The 16,344-nt window shown below is 72.2% G+C and carries 14 protein-coding genes and 1 pseudogene; 7 read left to right on the top strand and 8 right to left on the bottom strand.

The features are described 5' to 3' along the window. Positions 1-186 precede the first annotated feature (186 nt). From AB0D85_RS26615 to AB0D85_RS26600, 4 genes and pseudogenes are all read right to left on the bottom strand, one after another. Entirely contained in the window at positions 187-1,041 is an 855-nt protein-coding gene (locus AB0D85_RS26615; RefSeq protein ID WP_362324938.1) for a hypothetical protein, read from the bottom strand. Next, the gene (locus tag AB0D85_RS26610) at positions 1,038-1,937 is read right to left on the bottom strand and encodes an ABC transporter permease (protein WP_362324935.1); all 900 of its coding nucleotides are present in this window, start codon (positions 1,935-1,937) and stop codon (positions 1,038-1,040) included. The genes AB0D85_RS26615 and AB0D85_RS26610 overlap by 4 nt, the downstream gene beginning before the upstream one ends. Then, a pseudogene (locus AB0D85_RS26605) lies at positions 1,934-2,843 on the bottom strand (ABC transporter ATP-binding protein). Before AB0D85_RS26605 ends, AB0D85_RS26610 begins: the two are co-directional and overlap by 4 nt. After that, entirely contained in the window at positions 2,840-3,226 is a 387-nt protein-coding gene (locus tag AB0D85_RS26600; protein ID WP_362324931.1) for a GntR family transcriptional regulator, read from the bottom strand. The pseudogene AB0D85_RS26605 and the gene AB0D85_RS26600 overlap by 4 nt, the downstream one beginning before the upstream one ends. Positions 3,227-3,370: 144 nt before the next feature. On the opposite strand from AB0D85_RS26600, the gene AB0D85_RS26595 reads away from it, so the two are divergent. The 5 genes from AB0D85_RS26595 to AB0D85_RS26575 are packed head-to-tail and all read left to right on the top strand — an operon-like array spanning position 3,371 to position 7,493. Beyond that, complete coding sequence (locus AB0D85_RS26595) at positions 3,371-3,922, top strand: RNA polymerase sigma factor (RefSeq protein ID WP_362324928.1); 552 nt, start codon at positions 3,371-3,373, stop codon at positions 3,920-3,922. Continuing rightward, positions 3,919-4,752 carry a zf-HC2 domain-containing protein gene (locus AB0D85_RS26590; protein WP_362324925.1) on the top strand — a complete coding sequence of 278 codons (834 nt, stop codon included), beginning with the start codon at positions 3,919-3,921 and terminating at the stop codon, positions 4,750-4,752. The genes AB0D85_RS26595 and AB0D85_RS26590 overlap by 4 nt, the downstream gene beginning before the upstream one ends. A 36-nt stretch (positions 4,753-4,788) precedes the next feature. Further along, the gene (locus AB0D85_RS26585; protein WP_362324922.1) at positions 4,789-5,679 is read left to right on the top strand and encodes an ABC transporter ATP-binding protein; all 891 of its coding nucleotides are present in this window, start codon (positions 4,789-4,791) and stop codon (positions 5,677-5,679) included. Then, the gene (locus AB0D85_RS26580; protein ID WP_362324919.1) at positions 5,676-7,211 is read left to right on the top strand and encodes an ABC transporter permease; all 1,536 of its coding nucleotides are present in this window, start codon (positions 5,676-5,678) and stop codon (positions 7,209-7,211) included. The genes AB0D85_RS26585 and AB0D85_RS26580 overlap by 4 nt, the downstream gene beginning before the upstream one ends. 57 nt (positions 7,212-7,268) lie before the next feature. Then, positions 7,269-7,493: a hypothetical protein gene (locus AB0D85_RS26575; RefSeq protein WP_362324916.1), complete on the top strand. Its 225-nt coding sequence runs from the start codon at positions 7,269-7,271 to the stop codon at positions 7,491-7,493. A gap of 14 nt (positions 7,494-7,507) precedes the next feature. On the opposite strand, the gene mshD is transcribed toward AB0D85_RS26575, so the two are convergent. Continuing rightward, positions 7,508-8,437 carry a mycothiol synthase gene (gene mshD / locus AB0D85_RS26570; protein ID WP_362324913.1) on the bottom strand — a complete coding sequence of 310 codons (930 nt, stop codon included), beginning with the start codon at positions 8,435-8,437 and terminating at the stop codon, positions 7,508-7,510. A 168-nt stretch (positions 8,438-8,605) separates the two neighbouring features. On the opposite strand from mshD, the gene AB0D85_RS26565 reads away from it, so the two are divergent. Beyond that, positions 8,606-10,399, top strand: coding sequence for a bifunctional metallophosphatase/5'-nucleotidase (locus AB0D85_RS26565; protein ID WP_362324910.1), 1,794 nt, complete (start codon positions 8,606-8,608; stop codon positions 10,397-10,399). Between the two features lie 845 nt (positions 10,400-11,244). Continuing rightward, positions 11,245-13,032, top strand: coding sequence for an ABC transporter ATP-binding protein (locus tag AB0D85_RS26560; protein ID WP_362324907.1), 1,788 nt, complete (start codon positions 11,245-11,247; stop codon positions 13,030-13,032). A gap of 12 nt (positions 13,033-13,044) precedes the next feature. Here AB0D85_RS26560 and AB0D85_RS26555 read toward each other — a convergent pair whose 3' ends face one another. From AB0D85_RS26555 to AB0D85_RS26545, 3 genes are all read right to left on the bottom strand, one after another. After that, positions 13,045-13,758 carry a response regulator transcription factor gene (locus AB0D85_RS26555; protein ID WP_362324904.1) on the bottom strand — a complete coding sequence of 238 codons (714 nt, stop codon included), beginning with the start codon at positions 13,756-13,758 and terminating at the stop codon, positions 13,045-13,047. 78 nt (positions 13,759-13,836) lie between these two features. Next, positions 13,837-14,574, bottom strand: a complete 738-nt coding sequence (locus tag AB0D85_RS26550; RefSeq protein ID WP_362324900.1) for a PH domain-containing protein — start codon at positions 14,572-14,574, stop codon at positions 13,837-13,839. A 316-nt stretch (positions 14,575-14,890) separates the two neighbouring features. After that, complete coding sequence (locus AB0D85_RS26545) at positions 14,891-16,297, bottom strand: HAMP domain-containing sensor histidine kinase (RefSeq protein ID WP_362325087.1); 1,407 nt, start codon at positions 16,295-16,297, stop codon at positions 14,891-14,893. Positions 16,298-16,344 lie beyond the last annotated feature (47 nt).

Below are 16,344 nucleotides of genomic sequence, written 5' to 3'. Positions count from 1 at the left end.
TACGCCCTTGCGCCAACTGGGCGACACCCCGGAACCGACGGTCCCGCAGAGCCTCCGCCAAGGCAAGAGCGGAACGAGCCGACGCCGGGCAGGGCAGCCGACCCAGGGGCGCGGGGAACTGCGCGACCAGCCACAGCGGACCCGCACCCGCCGACGCACCCACACCCCCACGGCGCCCGGCGCGCACTACCCCGCGCGCTGCCGGAGGAGCCGGAAGCAGAGAACCGTGGCGAGGACACCCACGGTGAGGACGATCGCCGTCTCCGTGAGGTGGAGCGGGAGGTAGTGGGACTCGGGCTGGTAGCTGACGAAGTAGCCGTGCGTGTTCTTGCCCCTGGCCACCAGCCAGGTGCGGTCGGGCCAGTCGAGGGCGTGCGGCCCGGTGCGGGTCACGGCGGGCCAAAGATGCGGGCGGCAGTACGTCAGCACCGCGTTGAGCAGCCACATCGCCGCCGCGGCGACTCCGAGCGCCGCCAGGGTCCGGCGCAGCAGCAGCGCGGTGAGCGTGCCGACGGCGAGCGCGCACAGGGCGTACGCCACCGCCAGCGGGCCGCGGGCCGTGAACGCGTTGGCGTCGGGCCACTCCTGCTGGAGCAGGTCCGGGTGGGCGGCGAAGGCCCACCGGTAGACCAGCACGAGGACCGTGCCGCCGGCCGTGACCGCCAGCGCGGGCAGCGCGAGCTTGGCGGTCAGCCAGCGCGCCGGGGTGATGCCCTGGGTCCACGCCAAGTGGGCCGTCCCCGACTCCAGTTCACGGCCGATCAGCGCGCCGCCCGCGAACGCGGCGACGGCGACGAACCCGTAGCCGACCAGGGCGCCGGCCCACATCATCTCCAGGGGGTAGGTGAATCCCGTGGTGGAGGCGCAGGCGTCGATGCAGGGCAGGCCCTGCCGGTCCGGGTCCTTCGCGGCGACCTCGGTCAGCCACACCAGCCAGCCGCTCACCCCCGCCACGAAGACGATCCAGGTCAGCAGCGCGGGCCGGTGCAGCCGCAGCACGGTCCGGGGCAGGCCGCCGCCGGTCAGGGGCAGGGCGCTCATCGGACGGCCGCCTTTCCGGTCAGGCGGCGCAGCACCAGGAAGCAGGCCAGGGCCAGCAGGGCCGTCACGGCGAGGACGAGGGCCGTGGTGGTCAGCTGGACGGGCCAGTAGTGGGAGTAGGGGTGATATGTGACATACCACTGATGTCCCTGCTGGCTCGCGCTCACCTGCCAGGACCCGGCGGGAGCGCCGAACTCCGAGGACCCGCGCCGTGCGGCGGTCGGCCACAGATGGGGTGCCAGCCGCTGGGCCGTCCCCCAGATCGACGCCGTCAGCAGCAGGGCCACGCCCAGCGCGGGCAGCGTCCGCCGCCACATGAGCCCCATCAGGGCGCCCGCCGCCAGGCCGGCCAGGGAGAGGGCGACGAGGGTGGGGCCGTTGGTGTGGAAGGTCCAGATGTCGTACCAGGTCTTGGCGGTGTCGATCCGGCCGCGGCTCGCGGTCCAGGCCAGGTGGTGCAGCCAGACCAGCAGGCCGGTGCCCGCGGTGACGGCGGCGGCCGGGACCGCCAGCCGCACGGCCAGCCAGCGGACCGGAGTGCTCGACTGCGCCCAGGCCAGCTGGGCCGTCCCCGACTCCAGCTCCTTGCCGAGGAGCGCGCCGCCCGCCCAGGCGGCCGTCAGGAAGGGCACCGCGGCCATGGCCAGGGTGGCGTAGTTGTACCAGTCCTTGTAGCGCAGGATCGCGCTCTGGTCGTAGTCGCACCTGGGGGTGAACCCGCAGGCGTCGTACTGGCGCCAGCCCTCGGCCGCCGCGTCGAGCAGCGGGCCGTGCAGCAGGAGCAGCAGGGTGGTGCTGAGGAGGACGAGCGCGGGCCAGACGTACAGCGCCGGGCGGTGCAGGCGCAGCAGCCAGCGGGTCAGGTGCGGCCGCACGGGCGCGGCGAGGGCGGTCATACGGCGGCCCCGGCGGCGGTCAGGACCGGGGCCTCGGGGTTGCGGAGGTGGGCGAGGACCAGTTCCTCCAGGGAGGGGGTGCCGGTGCGCCAGTCGTCGGGGAGCGGGCCCGCCGGACGGATCAGGGCGCTGAGCTGGCGGCCGGTGGTGCGGGACTCGACGACGGTGTGGGCGCCGAGGTCCGCGTCGGCGCCGGCGTTGATCCGGGTGTGGGCGGCCAGCAGGTCGTCGATCTCACCGGCGAGGCGGACCCGGCCGCCGCCGATAAGCAGCAGGTGGTCGCAGGATTCCTCCAGTTCGGCGACCACGTGCGAGGACATCGCGATGGTGGTGCCGTGCTGGGCGGCCTGCACCATCAGCGTGCCCATCAGCTCGTGCCGGGCTGGGGGTCCCCCCAGGCCCTTAAGGCACTGGGGGAGGGTCGAGGTCGGCCATCGGCTCGTCGAGGAGCAGCAGTCCGGGCTGCTTGCCGAGCGCCAGGGCGAGCGCGACGCGGGTGCGCTGGCCGCCGGAGAGGGCGCGGACCCTGGACTTCGGGTCCAGGCCGCCCGCGGTCACGATCTGCTCGGCGGCGGCCGCGTCCCAGTGCCCGGGGTTGAGGTCGGCGCCCATCCGGAGTGTCTCGGCGACGGTGAGCTGCGGGTACAGCGGCTTGTCCTGGGCGACGTAGCCGACCCGGGTGCGGGCCTCGGCCGGGGTGGTGCCGAGGACGGTCAGCTCGCCCTCGGTGGCGCCCAGCAGACCGGCGGCGAGGGCGAGGAGCGTGGACTTGCCCGCCCCGTTGGGGCCGACGACGGCACACACGCGCCCGGCGGGCAGCCGGAAGGTGCAGTCGTGCAGCGCCCAGCCTCCGCGCCGGCCGAACCGCTTGCCGAGCGCGGACGCCGCTATCGCGGTGTCGGTCATGAACTCTCTCCTTGGAAGTGCTTCTCGAGTACGGCGGTGAAGAGCGCGGCCACGTCGTCGCGGTCCAGGCCGGCCGCGCGGGCCCTGGCCGCCCACGCGTCCAGCTCCCCGTGCAGGGGCGACTCGGCGGGGGCGGTGCCCAGGGAGCGCTTCACGAACGTGCCGAGGCCGCGCCGGGCCTCGACCAGTCCTTCGCGCTCCAGCTCCCGGTACGCCTTCAGGACCGTGTTGGGGTTGATGGCGGTGGCCTCGACCACCTCGCGGGCGGTCGGCAGCCGGTCCCCGGGCCGGATGTGCCCCAGCCGCAGGGCCTGCTTGGTCTGCTGGACGATCTGGACGTAGGTGGCGACGCCGGAGCGCCGGTCGATGCGGTACTCGACCACCCGTACAACCACCCTTTCACTAATTGAGCAGTGAAAGGGTGGTGGAAGGACGGGCCGAAAGTCAATCCCGGAAGATCCCGGAAGATTTTCCGGAACGCCCCCGGAACCGTGAACCGATCGGCCGGGCCCGTGCGATGAGGGGACGTGAGCGGAACGAGAAGCGACGGGGAGCTGCTGCGGGCCATAGCCGCGGACTCGGACCGGCGCGCCTTCGAGGAGCTGTACCGGCGGTACGCGCCGTGGCTGACCGCGCGGCTGCGCGGCCGGTGCGCGGATCCCGCGGTCGTCGACGACGTCGTACAGGAGACGTTCCTCGCGGTGTGGCGGGGCGGTGCCCGGTACCGCGAGGACGCCGCGGGCGCCGACGCGGCCGGGTGGCTGTGGCGGATCGGGTCGCGGCGGCTGGTCGACGCGCTGCGCGGCGACGGGGCCCGGGGCCGGCTGCGGCAGGCGCTGGCCCGGCTGCGGCACCGGGACGAGGCCTCGGCGGAGGAACGCGTGCTCGCGGGGGTGGAGCACGGGGACCTCGCCGGAGCCCTGGTCCGGCTCTCGCCCGAGCTGCGGGCGGTGCTCCAGGCGACGGTGATCGACGGGCTGACCACCCGTGAGGCGGCGGTCCTGCTCGGCATCCCGCCGGGCACGGTCAAGACACGGGCGATGCGGGCGCGCAAGCAGTTGCGGGAGGAGTTGGCATGACGGGCACCGAAGCGTCGAAGAGCGGCTGGCATGTCGCGGAGGCGGATCTCCGGGCGTACGCGCGCGGCGAGTTGGCGCCGCCGCTGCTGTGGTCGGCCGACACCCACGTCGGCTCCTGCGCCGACTGCCGGTCGCGGCTCGCGGCCGTCTCCGACCCGGTCGCGCTGGACGACGGCTGGGAACGCCTCGACGCCGAACTGGACGCGCCCCGCCCCGGCCCGGGCGAGCGGCTCCTGGTCCGCCTCGGCGTCGCCGAGCACACCGCACGGCTGCTCACCGCGACCCCGGTGCTGCGCCGCTCCTGGCTGCTGTCCGTCGCGCTGCTGCTGGCGACGACGGTGGCGGTGGTGCGCGCGGTGGACGCCCCGGCCCTGTTCCTGGCCCTCGCCCCGCTGCTCCCGCTGGGCGCGGTGGCGCTGTCGTACGGACCGGTCCTGGACCCCACGTACGAGATCGCCGCGGTCGCCCCGACGCACGGCTTCCGTCTGCTGATGATCCGCACGGTCGCCGCGCTGACCGCGTCCCTCTGCCTCAACTCCCTTGCCGCGCTGGCCCTTCCGGGTTACGGACTGCTCGCCTTCGGCTGGCTGCTGCCCGCCCTCGCGCTCACCGCGGCCGGGCTCGCGCTCTCCGCCCGGCTGGGTCCGCTGGCCGGCCCCGGGCTGGTCGGCGGTGCGTGGACGCTGCTGATGGCGGTGGCGGCCCTGCACCCCGCGCATACGCCGGCGGCCTTCACGACGGCGGGACAGTCGGTGGCCGCGGCACTGGCCGCGCTGGCGACGTTCCTGCTGCACCGGGCCCGGGACCGCTTCGACACCCAGCCCTACTGACCGATCGCTCTGACCGACTGATCGCTGGAGCCTCTTGTGAACACCACTGTCTCGGCCGCCGGCCTCACCGTGCGCTACGGCGGCACCCCGGCCCTGGACGGCGTCTCCCTCCGTCTGACGGACGGCGTGACGGGCCTGCTGGGCCCGAACGGCGCCGGAAAGACCACCCTGCTGAAGGTCCTGGCCACGGCCGTGCCCCCCGACGACGGCGGCTTCACGGTGCGCGGCGAGGACCCCTCGACCTCGGCCGGCCGGCTGGCCGTCCGCCGCACGCTCGGCTACCTGCCGCAGACCCCCGGCTTCCACCCGGACTTCACGACGTTCGAGTTCGTCGACTACGTCGCCGTCCTCAAGGAGCTGACCGGCCGCGCCGAACGCCACCGCGAGGTGCGGCGCGTCCTCGACCAGGTCGGGCTCGCGGACGTCCGCGGCCGGCGCATCAAGCGGCTGTCCGGCGGGATGCGCCAGCGGGTCGCCCTGGCCGCCGCCCTGGTGGGCGACCCCGGCTTCCTGGTCCTGGACGAGCCGACCGTCCATCTCGACCCCGAACAGCGCATGCACTTCCGGGAGTTGATCGCCGAGGCGGGGGAGGGGCGGACGGTTCTCCTCTCCACCCACCAGACGGAGGACGTGGCGATGCTCTGCCACCACGTGTTCGTCCTCGCGGGCGGCCGGGTCCGTTTCGACGGCACGCCCGCCGAGCTGACGGCGCGGGCGCGGGGGCGGGTGTGGAGCAGCACGGAACGCGCCCCGGGCGCACGGGCGGGCTGGCGCACCGGCACGGGTGCCTTCCGCAACGTGGGCGACCCGCCGGCCGGCGCCGAGCTGCTCGAACCGACCCTGGAGGACGGCTATCTGCTGGTCCTCGACGAGGGGAACGAGGGCAACGAGCGGAACGACGAGAACACGGAGGTGGCGGCCGCATGACCACGACACTCGTGAAGCCGGCGGCGCCGGTGACGGGCGAGCACGACCGCCGTGCCGCGTCCGTCCTGGCCCTGGCGGTCTTCGAGGCCCGCCAACTGGCCCTGCAGATACCCATGCTGGTGTTCGGCCTCCTCTATCTCGCCTACGTCGGTTACGAGATGTTCGGCCGGGGCGAGGGCATGGACGCGTATCCGGTCCTGCACGACACCGACCGGGCCACCCAGGGCGGGCCGGTGCTGTTCTGCATCGCCCTGCTGGTGTGTGTGCACCGGGCCGCCCTGCTGAACCGGCGGCGGGGGCTGGAGGAGCAGTTCTCGGTGCTGGTCATGCCGGCTCCGCGCCGTACGGCGGCCCATGTCCTGTCGGTGGTGCCGTTCGCGGTGGCGATGGCGCTGGTGGTAGGCCTCCAGTTCGGCTGGGCGGCGCTGCGGCCGGGCGCGGTCGGCCACGGCTCCCTCGCCGAACTGGCCGTCGCCCCGCTGACGGTCCTGCTCTCCGGCGCGGTCGGCGTCCTGCTGGCCCGGGTGCTGCCCTACCCGGTGGCCCCGCTGGTGTTCGTGGTCGCCGTCACGGTCGTCATCAGCCTCCTCGGCCGCGCCGTGGCCGGCGCGCACGGCGTCCAGTGGCTCTGGCCGACGGTGCTGGAGAACGGCGGTACCCCTGTCCCGGGTGAGCTGCTGGGCCGCCCGGCGGGCTGGCACGCGCTGTACCTCGTCGGGCTGACGGTGCTGGTGGCGGCTGTCGCGGTGCTGGTGGCGGGCGGCCGGACGCGTGCGCTGAAGGCGGTGACGGTCCTCGCCCTGGCCGCGACGGCGGTCGGCGTGGCCGGTCAGACCCCGGGCGAGTCGGCCTCGTTGCGGGCGGCGCGGAAGGCGGAGGCGGACAGTCCGCAGAAGTTCCAGACGTGCGTGGAGCGCGACGGGTCCCGCTACTGCGCCTACCCGGACTGGAAGGGCTGGGCGGTGGACTGGGCGGGAGTGGTCCGCCGGGTGCGGTCGGAGGCGGGCGGCGGGGCGGCCACGGCCCGGCTGACCGTCCGGCAGCGCATCGAGGAGATCAGTGACCTCACCACGGACGCCACACTGCCGACGAGTTCGGCCCGGGGCACCGTCACGGTCGGCACGCAGTGGGGCGGCCGCCGGGTCCCCGAGTTCGCGGTCGGGGTCGCCCGGGTCCTGGTGGCGGGCAGCGAGCGCACGGCGGAGAACATGTGCGACGCCCGCACGGTGACGACGATGTGGCTGGCCCTGGCCACGGACCCCACCCCGCAGGACACGTTCCGCCACCTGCGCATCGACGACAGCCTCGCCGGCCCGGCCGCGGTCCTCACCCCGGACGGCGGCAGCCTGGGTGTCACCGCCCAGCAGACCCAGGTCGTACGCGAACTGCTCCGGGAGCCGCACGACACCGTCGCGGCCCGGGTGAAGTCCCACTGGCAGGAACTGACCTCACCGAACACGACGACGACGGAGGCGGCCCGCCTGCTGGGCGTGAAGGAACCGAAGGGGACGGACGACTGCCCGGCGGGGTGACGCGGGCATGATGGGGATGGGGGAGCCTGTCCGCCGGGATGCGCGAGGAGCCGGGCATTGAGCACACACAACCCGTTGCGCGACGGCGGACTGCTCGAACGGGCGATGCCGTGGCTCTCGGCCGCCGTCGTCCTTCTCCTCGCCGCCGGCACGGTGGCCGGCGGCGCCGCACCCCTCGTGAAGGCGATCGCCCTGGTGGCCGCCGCCGTCATCGTCGGCAGGAGCGCCTACCTGATCGTCCGCAGGGGCCGCACCGCACGCCGGGACCGCTCCGGGCGCTGACGACCCGCCGTCGCTCAGGTCTCCGTCCGGTACATCAGGTCCGTCTCGTGGGTCACGAAGCCCAGTCGTTCGTACACCGCCACCGCCGCCGTGTTGTCCGCGTCGACGTACAGCATCGCCGTCGGCAGGCCGCGTCCGGCCAGGTGGCGCAGGCCGATCGTGGTCAGGGACTTGCCGAGGCCGCCGCCCTGGGCGGCGGGGGAGACACCGAGGACGTAGACCTCGCCCAGGCGCTCCTCGTCGTGGACCTTCGTCCAGTGGAAGCCGAGGAGTTCGCCCTCCCGCTCCGCCAGGAAGAAGCCGGCCGGGTCGAACCAGGGCTGGCTCTTGCGGTCGTCGAGGTCGCGCTGGGCGAGGGAGCCCTGTTCGGGGTGGTGGGCGAAGGCGGCGGCGTTCAGCGCGAGCCAGGCCGTGTCGTCCTGGCCGGGGACGAAGGTGCGGACGGTGACGCCGTCGGGAAGCTTCGGGTCCGGGAGGTCCAGGTCCGTCAACGAGCGCCGCAGCTGGCGGAGTTCGCGGAACAGGGTGAGGCCCAGCACCTGGGCGAGGTGGCGGGCGGCCGAGTGGCCGCCGTGCGCCCAGACCCGGAGGCGTTTGCCGGACGCGCCCAGCAGGGCGCTGCCCAGGGCGCGGCCGTGGCCGTGGCCCCGATGGGACGGGTGCACGACCAGTTCGGCGGCCGGCGCCTCCACCGGGTCCGTGTCCTCCAGCTGGGCGTAGCCCACGAGTTCGTCGCCGACAGTGAGGAGCAGATGGGAGACGCCCTCCCTGGCGCCGCCGCTCAGCTGGAGACGGCCCTGCTCGGACACCGGCTGCTGGCCGTCGGCCCGGGCGGCCTCCGCCAGCAGCTTCAGCACGGCCCCGGCCTGGTCCGGGGCGAGCGCGGAGTAGGTGTCGATGGAGCGGGAGTACATGGGCGGCCGTGCGGTGTCGTCGCTGGTCATGCGTACGAGGGTACGGGGCCGCACCGGCAAAGTGGGGGCAAGGGGAAAGGTAAAGGGCGGGGCAACAGGCAACCAGGATTTAACCATGAAACCCCTGTTGCGCTACGCGCGTTGACCCTAGGCTGCGCCGGACCGGGCCACTTCTCAGCAGACCCACAGGGGGGTTCCATGCAAGCCAAGCCCAGACCGTCCAGACGCCGTGCCTACGCACTGCTCGCGTCCGCCGCCGGACTCGCCACCGCCGCCGCGCTGGCGAGCGCCCTGCCCGCCGACGCGCACTCCGACAAGGGGCACGGGCACCAGCCCGGCCGTTACCAGGACGTCCAGCTCCTCTCCTTCAACGACCTGCACGGCAACCTCGAACCGCCGTCCGGCTCCTCCGGCCGGGTCACCGAGCTCCAGGCCGACGGGACGACCAAGACGGTCGACGCGGGCGGTGTCGAGTACCTCGCCACGCATCTGCGGCAGGCCCGCGCGGGGCATCCGTACTCCGTCACCGCCGCCGGCGGTGACATGGTCGGCGCCTCCCCGCTCATCTCCGGGCTCTTCCACGACGAGCCCACCATCGAGGCGCTCAACAAGCTCGACCTGGACGTGACGACGGTCGGCAACCACGAGTTCGACGAGGGTGCGAAGGAACTCGCGCGCCTGCAGAACGGCGGCTGCCACCCCACGGACGGCTGCTACACCGACAAGAAGTTCAAGGGCGCCGACTTCCCCTACCTGGCCGCCAACGTCCTCGACGAGAAGACGGACAAGCCGATCCTCAAGCCGTACTGGGTCTGGCAGAAGAAGGACGTGAAGATCGGGTTCATCGGCGTCACCCTGGAGGGCACGCCGGGCATCGTCTCCGCCGACGGCGTCAAGGGCCTGGCCTTCAAGGACGAGGTCGAGACCATCAACAAGTACGCCAAGGTGCTGCAGCGCCAGGGCGTGCAGTCGATCGTGGCGCTGGTCCACGAGGGCGGCCTCCCGAGCTCGTCGTCGTACAACTACGACTGCGACTCGCCGGGTGCCGGTGACGGCGTCTCCGGTCCGATCGTCGACATCGCGAAGAACGTGACCCCGGCCGTGGACGCGCTCGTCACCGGCCACACCCACGCCGCGTACGTCTGCACGATCGACGACCCGGCGGGCAACCCGCGCATGGTCACCTCCGCCGCCTCCTTCGGCCGCCTGTACACCGACACCACGCTGACCTACGACCGCCGCACCGGCGACATCGCGCGTACGGCCGTACAGTCCGCGAACCGCGTGGTCACCCGGGACGTCGCCAAGGCGCCCGACATGACCGGGCTGATCAGTAAGTGGAACACCCTCGCCGCCCCGATCGGCAACCGCGCCATCGGCTACGTCTCCGCCGACATCGGCAACACCGGCACCGAGTCCCCGATGGGCGACCTGATCGCCGACGCCCAGTTCGCGTACGGCAAGGAGCTGGACCCGGAGACCGACCTGGCGCTGATGAACCCGGGCGGGGTGCGGGCCGGGCTCACCTACGCGGCCAAGGGGAGTGAGGGCGACGGCGTCGTCACCTACGCCGAGGGCTTCACCGTGCAGCCGTTCGCCAACACCGTGAACCTCCAGAACTTCACCGGCGCCCAGCTGATCCAGGTGCTGAAGGAGCAGGTGAGCGGTGCGAACGCGGCCGCCCCGAAGATCCTGCAGCCCTCCGGGAACCTCACCTACACCCTGGACCTGACCAGGACCGGCGCGGACCGGGTCGTCACCGACTCCATCCGCCTCGACGGCGCGGCCATCGACCCGTCGGCCACCTACCGCGTCGCCACCAACTCCTTCCTCGCGGGCGGCGGCGACGGCTTCACGACCCTGGGGCAGGGCACCGACGACCTCGTGGGCACGGACGACCTCGCCGCCCTCGCGGAGTACCTGACGGCCAACTCCTCGGCCGCCGCCCCGATCGCGCCGCCGGTCACGAACCGGATCACGATCGTGCAGTAGCCCCGTCCGGCCTTACGGGCCCGGTGCGCGCAGCCGCGTGCACCGGGCCCGTTCTGTTTTATAAAACCTGTGTGAGGTGCCGTTTGGTTCCGCGTTGCTTCTGAAAATATGTCTCAGCTGTAATTCATCCATGTCTTAGTGAAAATGGCTTTCTTCGGCTGGCGGATCGCGTAATGTTTTCCATGTCGAAAGCGAACGGCGCGGACGACGGAACGAAACAGACCGAAGGAGAAGATCATGACCTTCCACAAGCTCGTCCCGGTGAAGAAGGCCGACAAGCCCGCCCCGAAGCCGGTGCAGAAGAAGAAGGACTGCAAGAAGCACGAGGTCAAGCGCCCTGTGGGTCACCAGTAAGTCGCCAGCGTCGAGGAGGGAAAAATCATGAGCTTCCGCAAGATCGCCCCGATCAAGAAGAACCACAAGCCCGCTCCGGTCGCGAAGAAGCCCGCGCCGAAGAAGCCGGCGCCGAAGCGTCGCCCGGTCGGCGACGAGCGCTGACAAAGAATTCACAGAAGTAATTCAAATCAATTCACAGGTCATTGCAGCAGAGCGGTAGAGGAACTGTTGCAGAACCAGGACAGAGAGGTACGGCACCATGAGCTTCCGCAAGATCGCCCCGATCAAGAAGAACCACAAGCCCGCCCCGGCCCCGAAGAAGCCCGCGCCGAAGAAGCCGGCCGCCCCGACGCGCCGCCCCGTCGACAACGGCTGACACAGCGGCAGCGGCTGACACAGCAGCACGCGACGAGGCGGGGTCACCGGTTAAGCGTGGTCGCACCGGTGGCCCCGCCTCGGCCATGTCCGCACACCCGTATCACCCAGACATCCGAAGGGAGTTGCCGACCATGAGAGAAGCCCGCGCGGCCTTCCGCCGCTTCTGGCCGCTGACCCGCGGCGACCGCAGATGGCTCGGCGCGATCATCGCGTGCGTCGTGGTGTCCGCGCTCGCCGAGACCGCCGCGATCCTGCTCTTCGCCGACCTCACCGACAACGCCCTGGCGGCCGGTTCGCTGTCCGACTTCTGGGGCCCGGCCGGCGCCTGGCTGCTGGTCGCCGCACTGGGCGCGTTCGTCGGCTACCTCGGCAACTCACTGGCCACCTGGACCGCCGAGAGATTCGTCCTGCGCCTGCGCGCCAAGGTCTTCCGGCACGTCCAGGACCTGCCCCCGCACTTCTTCCAGAAGCACCGCCAGGGCGACCTGGTGGAACGCCTCACCGGAGACGTCGAGGCCATCGAGCAGATGGTCGTGTCGGGTGTCGTCGGCACCGTCGCCGCCGCTTTCTCCGCCGTCTTCTACGCGGCCGCCGCCTTCTGGCTGCGCTGGGACCTGGCCCTGGCCACCTTCGTCCTCGCGCCCCTGTTCCTGGTCGCCGCCCGCCGCTTCTCCGGCCGGATCAAGTCGGCCTCCCAGGACGAGCGGGTCGCGGACGGGGCGATCACCTCCGTGGTGGAGGAGTCGCTGGGCAACGTCGTCCTCACCCAGGCGTACAACCGCCGCCGGGACGAGGAGAAGCGGCTCGACGTCGAGGCCCGCGCGTGGATGCGGGCGAGCGTGCGCGGGGCCCGGCTCAGCGAGATGTACGCCCAGTTCGTCGAGGTCGTCGAGACCCTGTGCGTGCTGGCCGTCATCGGCCTGGGCGTCTGGGAGATCTCCGCGGACCGCATGAGCCTCGGCGAACTCCTCGCCTTCGCCGCCTTCCTCGGCTACCTCTACCCGCCGATCCGCAACCTGGGCCAGCTCGGTCTCACCCTCACCGCGGCCACCGCGGGCGCGGAACGCATCGGCGAGATCCTGGACGCCGAACCCGCCGTCACCGACCCCGCCGAACCCGTCGGCCCCTGGCCCGTCCGCGGCTGGGTCAGCTTCCACAACGTCTCCTTCCGCTACCCCGAGTCCCGCCGCGCCTCCCTGCGCGACGTCGACTTCGCGGCGGGCCCCGGCGAACTGGTCCTGGTCACCGGCAAGAGCGGCGCCGGCAAGTCCACCCTCTCCAAGCTCCTCACCCGCTTCTACGACCCCTCGGCCGGCGTGATCTGCCTGGACGGCGTCCCGCTCGGCGACGTACCCCTGGAGTTCCTCCGCGAGAACGTCGCCCTGCTCCCGCAGCAGACACTGATCCTCAACGGCACGGTCCGCGAGAACATCGAGTGCGGCCGCCCCGGCGCCACGGACACCGAGATCGAACAGGCCGCCCGCGACGCCGCCGCCCACGACTTCATCACCACCCTCCCCGAGGGCTACGACACCCACATCGCCCCCGGCACCGCCGCCCTCTCCGGTGGCCAGCTCCAGCGGATCGCCATCGCCCGCGCGATGCTCCGCGCCGCCCCGGTCCTCGTCCTCGACGAGCCGACGGCCGGCCTGGACGCGATCGCCGCCCGCCAGGTCGTCGCCCCCCTGCGCAAGCTCATGGCGGGCCGTACGACCATCATGATCACGCACGACCTCACCCTCGCCCCCGACGCCGACCGCATCCTGGTCGTCGACCGCGGCCGCCTGGTGGAGGCCGGCACACACGAGGAACTCCTCGCCCGGGGCGGCGCGTACGCCACCCTCGCCCACCCCCTCCCGGAGGCGATCGCGGCGGAGTCGGCAGCGGTCCCGGACGAGACCATGATCCTCAGGTGGTAGTCCAGGCGTAGTTCAGGCAGCAGGAACCGTGCGCAGGGTGTACCCCATCCCGCGCACGGTGTGGATGAGCCGCGGTTCGCCGCGGCTCTCCAGTTTCCGCCGCAGGTACATGATGTAGACGTCCAGCGTGTTGGACGTGGGCTCGAACTCGAAGCCCCACACGTCCCGCAGGATCCGCTCCCGGCTGAGCACCCGCCCCGGGTGCCGCAGCATGAACTCCAGCAGCGAGTACTCGGTCTTGGTGAGGTCGACGGCCCGGTCCCCGCGGTGCACGGTCCGGGTCCGCAGATCCATCGCGACGTCGCCGAAGCCGAGGAGCCGGTCCCCGGGCGGGTCCGCCGCCGGCTCCCGCCTCGGACTGCGCCGCAGCAACGCCCGTACCCGGGCCAGGAGTTCCTCGTTGGCGAAGGGCTTGGCCAGATAGCCGTCGGCGCCGTTGTCCAGGGCGACGATGCGGTCCCCCACCGCGTTCCGCCCGGTGATCATGAGAATGGGCACGGTGGAGCCGGAGGCCCGGATCCGCCGGGTCGCGGCCAGGCCGTCCAGCCCCGGCATCTCGACGTCCATCAGCACCAGGTCGGGCGCGCTCTCCGCGGCCCCGAGGAGGGCGAGGGCCACTCTGCCGTCCCCGGCGAGGAGCGTCTCGTACCCCTCGAACCTGAGCAGCCGGCCGATCCCATCCCTCACGGCCGCGTCGTCGTCGGCCAGCAGAATCTTCCTCGCCATCTGACAAAAGTGTGACGAGGGGCTGTGAGGGGGCTGGGGCGGGGATGTGCGTGGGCTACGGCTACGGCCGCCGGGCGGTCACGGCTGCCGGGGCAGGGAGCGGGGCGGGCGGATGCTCCAGTACCACTGGAGCACGGCGCCCAGGACGGCGCCCGAGGCCAGCGGCACGCACACGATCAGCAGGAAGGGATGGTCGTACCGCTCCGTGACGATCAGCCCGAAGCCGACCACCATCATGAGGACCATCATGGCCACGGCGCCGTAGCTTCCCCACTGCCACGCCTTGCGGCGCACGGCCCCCTGCCGGATCCGCTCCTCGACGTCCGGGCGCCGCTCCCAGGTGAGGCTGCGGTGCGGGGCGGCCGCCAGGCACAGGTCCGCGACCTCGGTGTAGGGGTCGGCCAGCTGCCAGTCGTTGAGGTGCGGGAGCAGGAAGCGGCGGCCCTCGAAGTCGTACAGGTAGGTGAGCCATTGGGGGGCCATCCGCCCGGAACCGCGCGGGACCGGCTCGACCCGGATGTCGTACACCTCGGACCACGTCCAGGTGCGCGCACGCACGGCTCCCTGCGCGGTGATCCCGGCGGCCGTGACCCTGGTGTGCGCGCGGAAGTACTCCAGCGCGATCCGCGCCATCGTCACGACCAGCAGCAGCGTGAAGACCGGCGGCCCCCACCGGTCCACGCCCTCGCGCCCGCCGGCGGTGAACCGGCCGGTCTGGACGACCCCGTTCACCAGCAGCACCCCCAGCAGCAGAAGGCGTCCCAAGGGCTCCTTCCGCCGCTTGCGGTACTCCCGCTCGATACCGCCCTCGTCCATGCGCCGTGCCTTCCCCCCCAGCGCACCGAACGAGTGCGCGACTGGGGAGAGGGTAAGGCGGGTCGCTGTGGGGCTTACCGGCAGGCCAGGATGCGGCCTTACCTGCCGTGATCGCGTTGCTTGTGCCGCGGGCACGCCCAGCCCACACTTGAACTCTTCGACGGACCCGACCTGGACGAGGTCCTGTGGCAGGCATGGAAGGCCGGCGTTTCAGGACACCAACGTCACCGAAGGCCCCGCCAAGGGGTTCGTGGTCGGGGAGGCGATCACGGGGCCGAGGCGCGGGTGAGCGTTCCAGCGAAAGCCGCTGCTGTCTTCACACCGTCTCCGGCGGAGCCGTAGGCGCGCCCGGGAGGCGTACGGTGGCGACCGTGCCGCCGCCTGTCGCGCGGGCCAGGGCGACGTCGCCGCCGGCCTGTTGGACCGTGCGGGCCACGATGGAGAGGCCGAGGCCGGAGCCGGGGAGGGCGCGGGCGCTCGGGGAGCGCCAGAAGCGGTCGAAGACGTGGGGGAGTTCGTCCTCCGGGATGCCGGGACCGTGGTCGCGGACCGTGAGGACGCCCCGCTCCAGGGCGACGTCGATCTTGCCGCCCTCGGGGCTGAACTTCACGGCGTTGTCGAGGATGTTGACGATCGCCCGCTCCAGGGCGGAGGGCTCGGCGCGTACGAACCACGGCTGGACGTCCGCCGTGATCGTCAGCTCGGGACCGCGCAGGCGGGCGCGGCGCAGGGCCGCCTCGACCGTGTCCTGTAGCGCCACGACCTGGACGCGCTCGCCGCGCTGGCCCTCCGAGCGGGACAGCTCCTGGAGGTCGCCGATCAGCGACGCCAGCTCCGTCATCTGCGCCTTGACCGAGGCGAGGAGCGCCTTGCGGTCGGCAGGGGGGATGGGGCGGCCGGTCTCCTCGCTGCGGGTGAGGAGCTCGATGTTCGTACGGAGGGAGGTGAGGGGCGTCCGGAGTTCGTGACCGGCGTCCGCGATGAGCTGCTGCTGCAGCTCGCGGGAGTTGGCCAGGGATGTGGTCATGGAGTTGAACGAGCGGGACAGGCGGGCGATCTCGTCGTCCGACTCCTCCTCCACCGGGATGCGGATGCTCAGGTCCTCGGTACGGGCGATGTGTTCGACCGCTTCGGTGAGTTCGTCGACGGGGCGGAGGCCGGCCCGCGCGACCGCGAGACCCGCGGCGCCGGCGCCGAGGACTCCGATGCCGGAGACGACGAGGAGGAGCAACGCCAGTTCGTTCAGTGTCGCCTGGGTGCCTTTGAGCGGCACGGCGATCATCAACGCGGCGTTCTTGACCATACCCCGGCCGCCGAGATCGTCGGTGTCGACCATGATGGACGTCGTCAGGATGCGTACCGGGTTGCCGTCCTTGTCGGTCCCGTTGCGCAGGACACCGTTTCCGGGGACCGGGTCCGACGCGTACGACTTGTCACTTCCGTTGGTCTTCACCAGGGACGTCGCACCGCCCAGCAGACAGACCGTACCGTCGGATTTGACCAGTTGGGTGTAGCCCTTGAAGCGCCCCCCGAAACCGAATCCTCCCGTCGGTGTCTGGGAGCAGTTCTGCAGCGCCGACTCCACCTGTGCGTACGGCATCGACCGGGGGACGCTCGTCGTCAAGTCGTTGTTGATCTCGTCGTACAGCTTCCCCTGCACGATGAACCAGCACGTCACCGAGACCGCCGCCACCGCGAACGCCACCGCCGCCGCGACCAGCATCGACAGGCGGGCGCGGATCGGGAGGGTGCGGAAGCGGCGGGCGAGCT

The organism is Streptomyces sp. NPDC048277 (genome assembly GCF_040652235.1).
Lineage (GTDB): Bacteria > Actinomycetota > Actinomycetes > Streptomycetales > Streptomycetaceae > Streptomyces.
Note: the sequence above shows the minus strand (reverse complement) of the source record. Positions and strands in the feature narration are given on the sequence as shown.